This is a genomic window from Metapseudomonas resinovorans DSM 21078 (assembly GCF_000423545.1).
Lineage (GTDB): Bacteria > Pseudomonadota > Gammaproteobacteria > Pseudomonadales > Pseudomonadaceae > Metapseudomonas > Metapseudomonas resinovorans.
Window position 1 is genome coordinate 94,306 of the sequence record NZ_AUIE01000001.1, and the last position, 13,731, is coordinate 108,036.

Genomic DNA, 13,731 nt, shown 5'->3' on the forward strand with positions numbered 1-13,731 from the left:
GCAACCATCGGATAGGAAGAGCATAGGCGCGTCTTGTTGCGAATGATTTCGCAGCCGCAACCGGATGTTGCCGGGGCAAAAAGAGCCCGCACGAGGCGGGCTAAGCGTGGGTCTCTTGCTTCTGCCAGCGCCGGAACACCGGCTCGGCGAGGAACAACACCAATAGCAGTCGCAGCACCTGCAGGGCGGTGACCAGGGGCACCGACAATTGCAGCGCTTCAGCGGTGAGGCTGAGTTCGGCGATGCCGCCCGGCATCATGCCCAGCATCAGCGAACGGTGGTCGAGCCCGTCCAGCCAGCCCAGCAGCTCTGCAGCCACGGCGGCGAAGGCCATGCCCAGGGAGGTGGCCAGCAGGGTGCGGGCGATGAAGGAGGGCGCGCGGCGGAAGAACGCGCGATCGAAATGGCAGCCCAGGGCACTGCCGATCAGCCACTGGCCGAGTTGACTGGCGCCTTGCGGCAGGCCCAGCTGCAGGTCGAAGCCGATGCTCATGGCGGCGCTGACCAGCAGCGGGCCGATCAGCCAGGGGTTGGGCTGGTGGGAACGCTGCATCAGCATCGCCAACAGTGCGCCGCCGGCCAACAGTGCCACAAGCCAGCTCCAGTCCACAGTCGCGGCCTGGTGCTGGATGGCCGGAACGCCGAGAAAGAACTGGAATAGCGCCGGCACGCTCAGCACCACCAGCAGCAGGCGCAGGCTCTGGCCGGCGGCGACGCGGCTGAGTACCGCGCCGTTACGCTGGCCGAGGTTGACCATCTCACTGGCGCCGCCCGGCATGCTGGCGAAGAAGGCGGTGGCGCGGTCCTCGCCGCTGCGCAGCATCAGGCTGATGCCAATGACGCTGGAAAGGGTGGTGGCCACGGCCCCGATCAGGATGATCGCGCTGTTGGCCAGCACCTGTTCGATCACCGCCGGGGTGAAATGCAGGCCGATGCCCACGCCCACGATCCACTGACCGCACTTACGGCCGCCGGGGACTTCCGCCAGTGGCAGATTGCCGATGCAGCGTACGGCGATCACCGCCAGCAGCGAGCCCACCATCCACGGCAGCGGCCAACCCACCAGGCTGGCCAGCCAGCCGCCGCCGGCACCCACCAGCGGCGTCAGCAGCCACTTAGGCATGGGCCAGCTTCGCCTTGGCCCGAGCGCGCATCCAGCGAATCCCCGGCAACGCCAGCATGATCGCCGTCAGCACCCAGAGCGCGATGGTGATCGGACTGCTCCAGAGAATGCCGAGGTCGCCATTGGTGATGGACAGGGCGCGGCGCAGGTTGGACTCCATCAGCTCGCCCAGGACAAAACCGAGGATCAGCGATGACAGTGGGAAGTCCATCTTGCGCAGCAGGTAGCCGAACACCCCGAGGGCGGCCATCAGCACCAGGTCGAAGGTGGTGCTGTGAACGGCATACACACCGACGACGCTGACGATGGTGATTGCCGGCACCAGGATCCAGGTCGGCACGCTGAGCATGCGCGCGAACAGGCCCACCAGCGGGATGTTCATCACCAGCAGGATGACGTTGCCGATGAACAGCGACGCGATCAGGCCCCAGACGACGTCGGGCTGTTGCTCGAACAGCAGCGGGCCGGGGGTGATGTTGTAGAGGGTCAGGGCGCCGATCATCACGGCGGTGGTGCCCGAGCCCGGCACGCCGAGGGTCAGCATGGGGATCAGCGAGCCACAGGCCGAGGCGTTGTTGGCCGCTTCCGGAGCGGCCACGCCGCGCAGGTCGCCTTCACCGAAGCGGCCACTGCTGCCGGCCATGCGCTTCTCGCTCATGTAGGTGATGGCGCTGGCGATGGTGGCACCGGCACCCGGCAGCACGCCGATGACGAAGCCTGCCAGGGAGCTGCGCACGCTGGTCCACCAGGTAAAGGAAAACTCCTTGAAGTTGAACAGCATGCGCCCGCTGGCCTTGACCGCCTGCTGGCCGGTAGCGGTGTGTTCGAGCATCAGCAGCACTTCGCTGACGCTGAACAGGCCGATCACCACGATCACGAACTGGATGCCGTCGGAGAGGCCGACGCTGTCGAAGGTGAAGCGGTAGACCCCGGTGGTGGCGTCCACGCCGACCGTGGCCAAACCGAGGCCGATCAGCGCCGAGAGCAGAGTCTTGACCGGTTTGTCGCCGACCATCCCGCCCAGGCAGGCGATCGCGAAGACCATCAGCACGAAGTACTCCGCCGGGCCGAAGGCTACCGCCCAGTTGGCCAGGATCGGCGCGAAGAGCACGACGCCCATGGTGGCAATGGTGCTGCCGATGAAGGAATTCATGGCCGACAGCGACAGGGCGATGCCGCCCTTGCCTTGGCGTGCCAGGGGGTAGCCGTCGAGGGTGGTCATGATGGCGGCGGCGTCGCCGGGTACGTTGAGCAGGATCGCCGAGATGCGTCCGCCGTACTCGCAGCCCAGGTACACGGCGGCCAGCAGGATCAGCGCCGTCTCCGGCGGCAGGCCGAGGGCGAAGGCGAGTGGCAGCAGGATGGCCACGCCATTGATCGGGCCCAGGCCCGGCAACAGGCCGACGACGGTGCCCACGAAGGCGCCGAACAGTGCCACCAGGAGGTTGATCGGGCGCAGGGCGACGTCGAAGCCCTGGGCCAGGAAGTTGAGGGTTTCCATCTCAGTTCTCCAGGAAGGCCAGCAGGCCCAGGGGCAGCGGGACGTCCAGCAGGTAGTCGAACAGGCCGTAGAGCAGCACGCCCATCAGCACGCCACTGACCAGGCTCGGCAGCGGCCGGCCCATGAACAGCAGGCCGAGGCCGAAGCCGACCAGGGTGGTGCTGACAACGAAGCCCAGGGGTTCGAAGAGCAGGGCGTAGGCGAACAGTGCAGCGACGCAGAGTGCGACCTTGCGAGCCAGCGGCCAGGAAATCGGCAGGTCTTCGGAGTCGCCCGGCTTGTACAGAAGCCAGAGTGCGGCCGTTGCCATCAGGAAGAGGAGCAGCAGGGGGTAGGCGCGTGGGCCGACCGGGTCGTAGCTGAAGGGGGCCTGAAAGCCCCAGGCGACCACTGCGAGCAGGGCGCAGACGAGCAGCCAGACCGCAGCGAAGATTCGTACGTACATGGCGATTTACCTAGGAATCATTGATCTCCCCTCTCCCGTTGGGAGAGGGGGCCGGAGCGGCGTGTTACTGCGCCAGGCCGAATTCGCCGGCGAGCTGCTTGTACTGCTTCACCTGATCGAAGACGTAGGCCTTCAACTGGTCGCCGGTGAGGCTGAGGGGGAACAGGTCGCGCTGTTCACGCAGCTTGGAGAAATCGTCGCTGGCCAGCAGGGTGTCGAACTGCTGCTTCCACCAGTTGAAGTCTTCGTCGCTGACTTCCGGGCCCATGTAGAAGCCACGGATCACCGGCCAGGTGATAGCGAATCCCTGCTCCTTGGCGGTGGGGATTTCGGCCAGCTTGCCTGGCAGGCGCTGGTCGGAGAGCACGGCGAGAACACGGATCTTGCCAGCTGCCAGTTGCGGGGTGATCTCGCCGAGGCCGCTGCTGGTCACCTGCACGTGGCCACCGAGCATGGCGGTGAGGGTTTCGCCGCCGCCCTCGAACGCAACGTAGCGCAGCTTCTGCGGGTCGATGCCGGCGGCGCGGGCGATCAGCGCGGTCTGCATCCAGTCCTGGCCGCCGATGGTGGCGCCGGCGCCGAAAACAATGGAGGCGGGGTCTTTCTTCACCGCTTCCACCAGTTCGCCCAGGGTTTTGTACGGGGAATCGGCGCGTACGGAGATGGCGCCGTAGTCGGTGCCGATGCCGGCCAGCCAGCGCACGGCGTTCTCGTCATAGCGGCCGAACTTGCCCTGGGCAAGGTTCAGCAGGGAGCCCGATGAAAAGGCGGTGATGGTGCCGGCATCTTTCGGACGCTGGGCTACCACGGCGTTGTACGCCACGGCGCCGACGCCTCCAGGCATGTAGGTGACGCGCATCGGCGCTTCGAGCAGGCCGCCGTCCTTCAGGCCGCTCTGGGCCAGCTTGCAGGTGAGGTCGAAGCCGCCGCCAGGTTTGGCCGGGGCGATGCACTCGGGGCGCTTGGGTTCTGCCAGCAATTGGGTGGACAGCAGCAGGCCGGAAGTGATCAGGGCGATGCGGGAGAGGGCAGTTTTCATCGGGGTTCTCCTGTGGAGTTTTATTTTGGTTCAGTCATCACCAGATCGGCAGTGCATAACTGACGATCAGGCGCAGTTCATCCGCGTCGCGGGCGAAGCTGGAGCGGAATCCGGCATGGCGTGCACGCAGGGTGAGGTTCTTCAGGCTGCCGCTGGGCACGACGTACTTGAACTCGACGTCGCGCTCCCACTCGCGGCCTTCCTCGCTGCTGCCAGTGACTTCAGCGTTGTCGCTGGTGATGTAGCGGGTCATGAAACTCAGGCCGGGAACGCCCATGGCGGCGAAGTCCAGGTCGTAGCGGGCCTGCCAGGAACGCTGGTCGGCGTTGGCGAAATCGTTGATCTGCACGAAGTTCACCAGGAAGGGGTCGCTGCCATCGATGTAGGCGTAACCGGTGTCGCCGCTCATGCGCTGATAGCCCAGGCCCACCTTGTGGCTCCCCTGGCCGTAGCTGACCATGCCGTTGAGGGCACGGTTGTCCACCTTGCCGGCCTCGGCGCGGCCGGTGTCGTCGCTGATGGCGTAGCGCAGGTCAGCGCTCAGGGTGCCGGCAGCCAGCGGCTGGCTGGCGAGCAGGCTGAAGAAGTGCTGGCGGTAGACCTCATTGAGCTCGGCGAAGTAGTACCGGCCGGTGTAGTGCTTGCTGAAGGCGTAGTCGGCACCGGCGAGGTCGAAGTGATCGCCGGTGGCGGCAGCAGCGAAGCGCTTGTTCTTGTTGTTGATGGCCAGGTCTTCGGAGTTGGTGGAGGCGCGGTCCTTGACCTCCGACAGACGTCCGCCGGTGAAGGTCAGGTTGCTGATCTCCTTCGAGGTGAGCAGGCCGCCTTCGAATACCTGAGGCAGGATGCGGCTGTCGCTGGCTTTCACCACGGGCAGTTCGGGAATGTGGCTGCCCAGGCGCAGTTCGCTCCTGGACGCGCGCAGCTTGGCGGTCAGGCCGAGCTTGCTGTACTCGTCCGGGGTGCCGCCGTCGTCCTGCACGGGCAGCAAGTCGGTGCCGCTGCGGCCGGGGCTGGAGTCGAGCTTGATGCCGAGCATGCCAAGGGCGTCGAGGCCGAAGCCGACAGTGCCCTCGGTGTAGCCGGATTCGAGGTTGAGGATGAAGCCTTGCGCCCACTCCTCGCGTTTCGACTGGCCGGAGCCTTCGCGGAAATCGCGGTTCAGGTAGATGTTGCGGGCTTCGAGGGTGGCCGAACTGTCCTTGAAGAACTCGGCATGGGCCTGGGTGGCCAGGGTGCTGCTGGCGATGGCGAGACTGAGGGTGCAAACAGGCGCAAATGCCTGCCGTGCGGCAGTGAGCATCGAGTGGTCTCCGTTGTTGTTCTTGTTAGCCGGCGCAACCACGGGCCGGCTTTTTTACGGGTGGTCATTGCCACCCTGTCGCGATGCTATGCAGTGAAACTTTCGCCAGCCTTTCAGCGTGAAAGAAAGTTCGTGCGACGTTCACAGCCTTCAATCGGCCGTTAAACTTCCGAGTGATCGCTGCCATTTCGGAGACCTTCTCGTGCGAATCCTGCTGGTCGAAGACCATCCCCAACTGGCTGAAAGCGTTGCCCAGGCGCTCAAGGGCGCGGGCTGGACGGTGGATGTGCTGCATGACGGCGTGGCCGCCGACCTGGCCCTGGCCAGTGAGGATTACGCCCTGGCAGTACTGGACGTGGGGCTACCGCGTATGGATGGCTTCGAGGTGCTGGCGCGTTTGCGTGGACGTGGCAAGACCCTGCCGGTGCTGATGCTCACCGCCCGTGGCGAGGTGAAAGACCGGGTTCACGGCCTCAATCTGGGGGCGGATGACTACCTGGCCAAGCCCTTCGAGCTGACTGAGCTGGAGGCGCGGGTGAAGGCACTGCTGCGCCGCAGCGTGCTCGGTGGTGAGGCGCAGCAGCGTTGCGGGGCGCTGGTGTATGACCTGGGCACGCGGCGCTTCAGCCTGGAGGACGACATCCTCAGTCTGACGTCGCGTGAGCAGTCCGTCCTGGAGGCGCTGATCGCACGGCCGGGGCGGGTGATGAGCAAGGAACAACTGGCTTCCCAGGTGTTCGGCCTGGATGAGGAAGCCAGTCCCGACGCCATCGAGATCTACATCCACCGCCTGCGCAAGAAGCTGGAAGGCAGCGCGGTGCGCATCGTTACGTTCCGGGGGCTGGGCTATCTGCTGGAGAGCCAGGATGCGTGAAGCCGGCAGCCTGCGCGGGCGGCTGCTGCGTCGCCTGGCGCTGATGCTGGGTGCCTTGCTGCTGATCGCCAGCCTGAGCTCCTACTGGAGCGCCCGCGAGGCCGCCGACACCGCCTACGACCGCACGTTGCTGGCGTCGGCCCGTGCGATTGCCGATGGTCTCTACGAAACCGACGGTCGCCTGAGGGCGGACGTTCCCTATGTGGCGCTGGATGTGTTCGCCTACGACAGCGCGGGGCGCATCTTCTATCAGGTGATCGACCCGGACGGGAAGCTGGTGTCGGGCTATGAGCATCTGCCGGCGCCACCGCCGGGCACGCTGCGCACTGACGACTATCCAGCGCTGGCGCGCTTCTACGATGCCGAGTACGAGGGCGTTGGCGTGCGGGTGGTGAGCCTGCTGCAACCGGTCAGCGAACCGCGCCTGAATGGCATCGCCGAGATTCGTGTCGCCGAAACCGAAAGCGCACGCGAGCGCCTGGCCCGGGGCCTGCTGGTGGACAGCCTGTGGCGGCTGGTGCTGCTGGTAGTGGCGGCGCTGGTACTGGTGTGGCTGGCGGTCAGTGCGGCGTTGCGGCCCTTGAACAAGCTGCGCCTGGCGGTGGAGGAGCGCCAGGCCGATGACCTTCGGCCCTTGCCCGAGGTGGCGGTGCAGCGCGAGTTGCGTCCCCTGGTGGACGCCCTCAACCAGTTCACCGAACGCCTGCGCGGATTGTTCCAGCGCCAGGCGGATTTCATTGCCGATGCTTCCCACGAACTGCGTACCCCGTTGGCAGCGCTCAAGGCGCGGGTGGAGCTGGGCCTGCGCGATCAGGAACCCGCGGTCTGGCGCTCGACCCTGGAAGAAGCGGCGCAGAACACCGATCGCCTGACTCACCTGGCCAACCAACTGCTGTCCCTGGCACGCATCGAGAGCGGCGCGCGGGCCATCGCCGAGGGCGGCGCCGAACGTATCGAGCTGGGTCAACTGGCCCGTGAGCTGGGCATGGCCCTGGCGCCCCTGGCTCATGCCCGCGGTGTCGCGCTGGCGCTGGAGGCGGAAGACCCGGCCTGGGTCATGGGCGAGCCGACGTTGCTCAATGAGCTGCTGTGCAATCTGGTGGACAACGCCCTGGCCCATACCCCCAAGGGTGGCAACGTGACCTTGCGGGTGTGCTCACCGGCGGTGCTGGAGGTGGAGGATGACGGCAGCGGCATCCCGCCCGAGGAGCGCGACAAGGTGTTCCAGCGTTTCTACCGGCGCAACGTGCAGAGCCGTGGGGCGGGATTAGGGCTGGCTATCGTCGGCGAGATCTGCCGGGCCCACCAGGCCGAGATCAGCCTGCACGATGGCGAGGCGGGTGGGTTGAAGGTGCGGGTGAGCTTTCCGCCGGCCTGATGCTCGCTGTGGCAATGACTACCGCAGGTTTCCACCGTCGGCCGGGAGTCGCCGGATCGATAGGGTGTGATCCCTACGGCGCCAGGCTGAGCGGCTGCTGCACTTCCAGCAGGTAGCGGGCGACCTTGCCGCTTTCCCGCAGCTGCAACAGCCCCTTGTTGAAGCGTGCAATCAGCTCGGCATTGCCGGGCACCTCGCGGGAGAGCATCAGGTGCAGGCTATCGCTGCGTAGGGGGTGTGGGTGAAAGCTCATCTGTGCGCGTTCGGCGGAGCTGAACTTGTCGTTCAGCAGGGCGAATGCGACGACTTTGTCCATGGGAAATGCGTCGAGCCGACCGGCCAGGATCATTCGAAGGCCTTGTTCTTCACCGCTCAGGCGCTTGACCTGGATCTGGCCGTGACTTTCGGCGCGCTGGAAGTCCGCGCCATAGTCGTAGCCCAGGGCGCCGCCGAGCTGCCGGCCCTTGAGGTCGGAAACCTGTTGCCAGTCCAGGGGGCGGTCCTTGCGGTGGAAGAAGTAGTAGGTGCTGTCCACCACCGGCTCGCTGATGAAGAAGAGCGCTTCCCGCTCCGGGCTGCGCAGCCAGACGGCCGTGCCAGCGCGCTCGCCGCGCTCGGCCAGGTGCATTGAGCGGGCCCAGGGGTAAAACTCCCACTTCACCTCGATGCCTTCCAGGGCGAAGGCTTCCTCGACAATGCGCGAGGCCACGCCCTGGTGGGGAAGCCTGGCGCCCAGGTAGGGGGCCCATTCTCCGTTGGTCAGGCGCACTTCTTCTGCAGCGACCAGGCCGTGGCAGAGCAGGCATAGGGAGAGAAGGAGTACGCGCATCCGGGTCCATCCAGCGACGTCAGGGGAAGCCTGAGTCTAGCGCTGGATGGGGGGATGCGCGCGGGTTTTACTGGAGCAGGCCCATAGCCGCCTCCATGGCGGCGGAGAGGTCTTCGTCGGCCTGCATGTCGACGTTCGGGTCGAGGCCGAGCTTGGCGAATGCGGGCACCTGGCTCCAGTCCAGTTGGGTGTAGGGGTGCTCGCTGCCGAGGTAGCTCTGCAGGGTGGCCACCTGGACGATGTCGATGTAGTCGACGCGTGCCGAGTTGCGGCTGAAGTCCAGGTACTGGCTGGGCACTGCGGCGATCGGCTCGGGGAACTCCCAGGCGCGCAGGATGCGGTCGCCGATCAGCGGGTGGATGCGCTCGATCACATGATTGAGGCTGATGGAGTCGGCCAGCAGCTCGTTGTGTTCCTCGGCATAGGTGAGGATGGGCAGCACGCCGATCTGGTGCACCAGGCCAGCCAGGGTCGCCTGGTCGGGCATCAGGCGGGTGTAGTGGCGGCAGAGCACGTGGCAAATGCCGGCGATTTCGGTGCTCTTGTTCCAGACTTCGCGCATCTTGCGGTCGACCACGTCCGTGGTGGCCTGGAACATCTGCTCCATGGCCAGGCCGGTGGCCAGGTTGCTGGTGTAGTTGATGCCCAGCCGGCTGATGGCCATCTGCAGGTCGGTGATTTCCTTGTTGGTGCGCAACAGCGGGCTGTTCACCACCTTGATGATGCGGGCAGTCAACGCGGCGTCGTTTCCAATCACCTTGGTCAGGTCCTGGATGCCGGCGTTCGGGTCTTCGGCGGTCTCGCGCACCTTCAGCGCGACTTCCGGTAGGGTCGGAAGCACCAGTTCATCGCTTTCGATGGCCTGGGTGAGCTCTTGTAGGACTTTGTCGGCAAGCTTGCTCATTGGATATCTCGTCAGTGGCCGGCAGGGGGTAGCTAGCGTTGGATTTCGCGGTCGGCGTCCAGCGTGTAGGGCAGGTCGAGCAGGCTTAGCGCCGGGCCATCGGCCGTGCCGAGGTGGATGCGCCCGTCGTTCACGGCGTCTTCCTGCAACACGGCGAGCAGCTCGCAACCGTCCGTCGTCGGGGCGGCCAACACCACTTCACCCACCGAACTCTGGTGCACCGGGGAAAAGAGCTCGACGCCCGGTTGGGGCCGCTCGCCTGCAGCCAGTGCCAGGCGGTAGAGACGACGCTTGAGCTTGCCCAGGTACTGCATGCGGGCGACGATTTCCTGGCCGGTATAGCAGCCTTTCTTGAAGCTGACGCCGCCGAGCGCCTGGAGGTTGATCATCTGCGGGATGAACAGCTCACGGGTAGCACCGAACACCTGGCCGATGCCCGCGCGCACCTGGGCCAGCAGCCAGGCGTCCAGCGGTGCCTGTGGCAGTTGCGCAGCCAGGCGGGCTTCCAGGGTGGTGGCTTCTCCCGAGGGGGCCCAGAGTTCGGCGCGGCCGTCGGAGAGGCGTACGGCGATCAGGTCGCCTTCGCGAGTGACGCTGTCAGCGGACTGCGGCAGGTCCAGGCCCAAGGCGAGCAGGGCGCCATCGCCCTGGCTGAGGCCGAAGCGCACCCAGTTGGCGCTTTCATCGGTCAGGGTGGACTTGGAAAAGACGGCGTATTTTTTAAGGTCGGCCAGTTGGGCTTCGACCAGGTCACTGGCCAGGGCCAGCAGGAAGCCCTCGCCCTGGGTGAGGATGCGGAAGCTGGAGATCATTCGGCCCTTGGGCGTGCAGCGGGCGCCCAGGCTGGTGGTGGTCTCGTCCAGATAGCTGAGGTTGCAGGTCACCTGGCCCTGGAGGAATTTCGCGGCATCCACGCCGCGGACGGCGAGCAGGCCTTCGTGGGAGAGCGGACAGAAGAATGCTGAGTCGGCCATTGCGGATCGCTGGAAAAATGTCTGGGGCGTCATCATAGAGTTCCGCTGGTGGCTTGTCAGCGGGTGCCCGGGGCGACGGCTGTGGTTATAATGCGCGCCTCTTTCCTGGAGGCGCTGTGATGGCCGACTCAATTGAACTGAACCGACTCTTCTGGCACAGCCGTCGCGGCATGCTTGAACTGGACGTGCTGCTGGTGCCCTTCGTGAAGGAGGTGTATCCGAGCCTCGACGCCGAAGACCAGGCTCGTTACCGCAAGCTGCTGGAATGCGAGGACCAGGATATGTTCGGCTGGTTCATGCAGCGCGGCGAGCCGGAAGATGCGGATCTGCGCCGCATGGTTCGCATGATCCTGGACCGTGTCCAGCCCAAGTAACACCTTCGAATGCCACTGGCGCCCATCGCGGCGCCTGCTGGCGCTCTACCTGATCCTCTCATGCCTGGCGGTCCTGGCCCTGTCGGTTGCCAATGTTCCTCTCTGGGCGCGGATTGCCGGCTTCATGGCTTGCGCGGTGCACGCCGCCTGGTGCCTACCCAGGCAGATTCTTCTGACCTCTCCCAACGCCTTTACCGGCTTGCGTCTTGACGACGACGGCTGGCAGCTCTGGTGCGCGGCCGATGGCTGGCGGCCGGTGCAGTTGCGCCCGGACAGCCTGGCGCTGCCGTTGGCGGTGATCCTGCGCTTCCGCGTGCCGGGGCAGTGGTGGGGGAGGGGGCTGTGCATACCGGCGGATGCCCTGCATCAGGAGCAGCACCGCCGGTTGCGGGTGAGGTTGGCGTTCAGTCGCCGAAGATGGGCGGAACCAGAATAGTGTCCTTGGCCTCGGGCAGCAGATCCGGATAGTCCAGGGTGTAATGAAGGCCACGGCTCTCGTGGCGCTGCATGGCCGAGCGGATCATCAGTTCCGCCACCTGCGCCAGGTTGCGCAGTTCGATCAGGTCGCGGCTGACTTTGTAATTGCTATAGAACTCGTCGATTTCGCTGAGTAGCAGGCGTACCCGGTGCTGGGCGCGCTGCAGGCGTTTGTTGGTGCGCACGATGCCGACGTAGTCCCACATGAAACGCCGAAGTTCGTCCCAATTGTGCGCAATGATCACGTCCTCGTCCGAGTCGGTCACCTGGCTGGCGTCCCAGGTTGGAAGGTGGGTGGGCATCGGCACTTCGCCCAGTTGGCTGAGGATGTCCGTCGCGGCCGAACGGCCATACACGAAGCATTCCAGCAGGGAGTTGCTGGCCATGCGGTTGGCGCCGTGCAGGCCAGTGAAACTGGTCTCTCCGATGGCGTAGAGGCCGGGGATGTCGGTTCGCCCCTGCTGATCCACCACCACGCCGCCGCAGGTGTAGTGGGCCGCCGGTACCACTGGAATCGGCTCACGGGTGATATCGATTCCGAAGTCCAGGCAGCGCTCGTAGACCGTGGGGAAGTGGCTCTTCACGAACTCGGCTGGCTTGTGGCTGATGTCCAGGTAGACGCAGTCCACGCCCAGGCGCTTCATCTCATGGTCGATGGCGCGGGCCACCACATCGCGCGGGGCCAGTTCGGCGCGCGGGTGGAAACGCTGCATGAAGCGTTCGCCATTGGGCAGCTTGAGCAGGCCACCTTCGCCGCGCACGGCTTCAGTGATCAGGAAGCTCTTTGCCTGAGGGTGATAAAGGCAGGTGGGGTGGAACTGGTTGAATTCCAGGTTGCCCACCCGACAACCGGCGCGCCAGGCCATGGCGATGCCGTCACCGCAGGCACTGTCGGGGTTGCTCGTATAGAGGTAGACCTTGGCCGCGCCGCCGGAAGCGAGCACGGTGAAGCGGGAATGGAAGGTATCCACTTCGCCATTGTTGCGGTTCAGCACGTAGGCGCCCAGGCAGCGCTGACCCTCGCGGCCGAGCTTGCGCTCGGTGATCAGGTCGACGGCGACGCGCTGTTCCAGTAGCTGGATGTTCGGCCGTTTCTTCGCCTGCTCCAGCAGGGTGTTGAAAATGGCAGCGCCAGTGGCGTCGGCAGCATGAATGATGCGCCGGTGGCTGTGGCCGCCTTCGCGGGTGAGGTGGAATTCGAAGCCGCCGTCTTCGCGGGCGCTTTCATCGTCGCGGGTGAAGGGCACACCCTGGTCGATCAGCCATTGGATGGCCGCCCGGCTGTGCTCTACCGTGAAGCGCACGGCGTCTTCGCGGCACAGGCCGGCGCCTGCGATCAAGGTGTCTTCGACGTGGGAATCGACTGTGTCGGTGTCGTCCAGCACAGCAGCCACACCGCCCTGGGCCCAGTAGGTCGACCCATTGCTGAGGTCGGCCTTGCTCAGTACGACGATGTTCAGGTGCGAGGGCAGGGTGAGGGCCAGGGTCAGGCCGGCGGCGCCGCTGCCGATGACCAGTACGTCATGCTGGAAATGTTGGCTCATGTCGGTTCCCGCGAAAAAAGCGGCGGCTAGTATATAGCCGGGGTGGGCGGCACAATAGCGCGCTTATGATCCTGCGTGGTGCCACGGAACTTTTTTAGTCGTTCAGGTTCCATTCAGGGTCACCATTTTGAAGAGACGGTGCTTGCTTACACTTACGCAACGAATGCACATGAAATGTGCAGCCCGGATGCCTGTAGATCAAGCGACTTATATTCGGCGCAGCATGGCCGCAGGCTCTGCTGCGTCATTCCGTGCAGATGAAAAAACAATCTGCAGGAAGCTTGCTTGGAGGGGAGAACTTTTGCGCAACGCCCGAGTCTATTTTGGCAAGCCGATCCACTGGCTGGCGCAGCACCCCTTCGAGATCGACGAGGAGTGTTCATGCTAACCCAGGAAGAGGATCAGCAGCTGGTCGAACGGGTGCAGCAGGGCGACAAGCGGGCTTTTGATCTGCTGGTGTTGAAGTACCAGCACAAGATTCTCGGGCTGATCGTGCGATTCGTGCATGACGCCCAGGAAGCCCAGGACGTAGCCCAGGAAGCCTTCATCAAGGCTTACCGCGCGCTCGGAAACTTCCGCGGCGACAGTGCGTTTTATACGTGGCTGTACCGCATCGCCATCAACACGGCGAAAAACCATCTGGTGGCGCGTGGAAGACGCCCGCCAGACAGTGATGTAAGTGCTGAGGACGCCGAGTTTTATGACGGTGACCACGCCCTCAAGGATATCGAGTCGCCGGAGCGAGCCCTGCTCCGCGACGAGATCGAGGCCACAGTGCACCGGAGCATCCAGCAACTGCCGGAAGATTTGCGCACGGCGCTAACCCTGCGCGAATTCGATGGTCTTAGTTATGAAGACATTGCCAGCGTCATGCAGTGTCCGGTGGGTACTGTGCGATCCCGTATCTTCAGAGCGCGGGAAGCCATCGATAAAGCCTTGCAACCCTTGTTGCATGGAACCTGAGAC

General features: G+C 64.9%; 14 protein-coding genes. 5 read left to right on the plus strand and 9 right to left on the minus strand.

Features of this window, described 5'->3' with window-relative positions; all coding sequences use genetic code 11:
• Positions 1-100: 100 nt before the first annotated feature.
• The 5 genes from G559_RS0100385 to G559_RS0100405 all read right to left on the minus strand — a co-directional run bounded on the left by G559_RS0100385 (position 101) and on the right by G559_RS0100405 (position 5,411).
• Positions 101-1,123: an AbrB family transcriptional regulator gene (locus G559_RS0100385; protein ID WP_028626335.1), complete on the minus strand. Its 1,023-nt coding sequence runs from the start codon at positions 1,121-1,123 to the stop codon at positions 101-103.
• Entirely contained in the window at positions 1,116-2,624 is a 1,509-nt protein-coding gene (locus G559_RS0100390) for a tripartite tricarboxylate transporter permease (RefSeq protein ID WP_028626336.1), read from the minus strand. The genes G559_RS0100385 and G559_RS0100390 overlap by 8 nt, the downstream gene beginning before the upstream one ends.
• Position 2,625: 1 nt before the next feature.
• Positions 2,626-3,069 carry a tripartite tricarboxylate transporter TctB family protein gene (locus G559_RS0100395; RefSeq protein WP_028626337.1) on the minus strand — a complete coding sequence of 148 codons (444 nt, stop codon included), beginning with the start codon at positions 3,067-3,069 and terminating at the stop codon, positions 2,626-2,628.
• A gap of 64 nt (positions 3,070-3,133) precedes the next feature.
• The gene (locus tag G559_RS0100400) at positions 3,134-4,108 is read right to left on the minus strand and encodes a Bug family tripartite tricarboxylate transporter substrate binding protein (RefSeq protein ID WP_028626338.1); all 975 of its coding nucleotides are present in this window, start codon (positions 4,106-4,108) and stop codon (positions 3,134-3,136) included.
• A gap of 37 nt (positions 4,109-4,145) precedes the next feature.
• Positions 4,146-5,411, minus strand: coding sequence for an OprD family porin (locus G559_RS0100405; RefSeq protein WP_028626339.1), 1,266 nt, complete (start codon positions 5,409-5,411; stop codon positions 4,146-4,148).
• A gap of 202 nt (positions 5,412-5,613) precedes the next feature.
• Between G559_RS0100405 and G559_RS0100410 the strand changes: the two genes are divergently transcribed.
• Together G559_RS0100410 and G559_RS0100415 are read left to right on the plus strand one after the other, a co-directional pair.
• Complete coding sequence (locus G559_RS0100410; RefSeq protein ID WP_028626340.1) at positions 5,614-6,285, plus strand: response regulator; 672 nt, start codon at positions 5,614-5,616, stop codon at positions 6,283-6,285.
• Complete coding sequence (locus tag G559_RS0100415; protein ID WP_028626341.1) at positions 6,278-7,663, plus strand: sensor histidine kinase; 1,386 nt, start codon at positions 6,278-6,280, stop codon at positions 7,661-7,663. Before G559_RS0100410 ends, G559_RS0100415 begins: the two co-directional genes overlap by 8 nt.
• Positions 7,664-7,736: 73 nt before the next feature.
• Here G559_RS0100415 and G559_RS0100420 read toward each other — a convergent pair whose 3' ends face one another.
• The 3 genes from G559_RS0100420 to ygfZ all read right to left on the minus strand — a co-directional run bounded on the left by G559_RS0100420 (position 7,737) and on the right by ygfZ (position 10,370).
• A complete protein-coding gene (locus G559_RS0100420; protein WP_028626342.1) occupies positions 7,737-8,492 on the minus strand; it encodes a substrate-binding periplasmic protein in 756 nt (251 codons plus the stop codon).
• A 67-nt stretch (positions 8,493-8,559) separates the two neighbouring features.
• Positions 8,560-9,396, minus strand: coding sequence for an HDOD domain-containing protein (locus G559_RS0100425; protein WP_028626343.1), 837 nt, complete (start codon positions 9,394-9,396; stop codon positions 8,560-8,562).
• Between the two features lie 32 nt (positions 9,397-9,428).
• Positions 9,429-10,370, minus strand: a complete 942-nt coding sequence (gene ygfZ / locus G559_RS0100430; RefSeq protein ID WP_028626344.1) for a CAF17-like 4Fe-4S cluster assembly/insertion protein YgfZ — start codon at positions 10,368-10,370, stop codon at positions 9,429-9,431.
• 119 nt (positions 10,371-10,489) lie between these two features.
• Here ygfZ and G559_RS0100435 point away from each other — a divergent pair, with 119 nt between their 5' ends.
• Together G559_RS0100435 and G559_RS0100440 are read left to right on the plus strand one after the other, a co-directional pair.
• Entirely contained in the window at positions 10,490-10,744 is a 255-nt protein-coding gene (locus tag G559_RS0100435; protein WP_028626345.1) for an FAD assembly factor SdhE, read from the plus strand.
• Positions 10,728-11,180, plus strand: coding sequence for a protein YgfX (locus G559_RS0100440; RefSeq protein WP_028626346.1), 453 nt, complete (start codon positions 10,728-10,730; stop codon positions 11,178-11,180). Before G559_RS0100435 ends, G559_RS0100440 begins: the two co-directional genes overlap by 17 nt.
• On the opposite strand, the gene nadB is transcribed toward G559_RS0100440, so the two are convergent.
• Positions 11,149-12,765, minus strand: a complete 1,617-nt coding sequence (nadB, locus tag G559_RS0100445; RefSeq protein ID WP_028626347.1) for an L-aspartate oxidase — start codon at positions 12,763-12,765, stop codon at positions 11,149-11,151. The genes G559_RS0100440 and nadB overlap by 32 nt on opposite strands.
• A gap of 381 nt (positions 12,766-13,146) precedes the next feature.
• Between nadB and rpoE the strand changes: the two genes are divergently transcribed.
• Entirely contained in the window at positions 13,147-13,728 is a 582-nt protein-coding gene (gene rpoE, locus G559_RS0100450) for an RNA polymerase sigma factor RpoE (protein WP_028626348.1), read from the plus strand.
• Positions 13,729-13,731 lie beyond the last annotated feature (3 nt).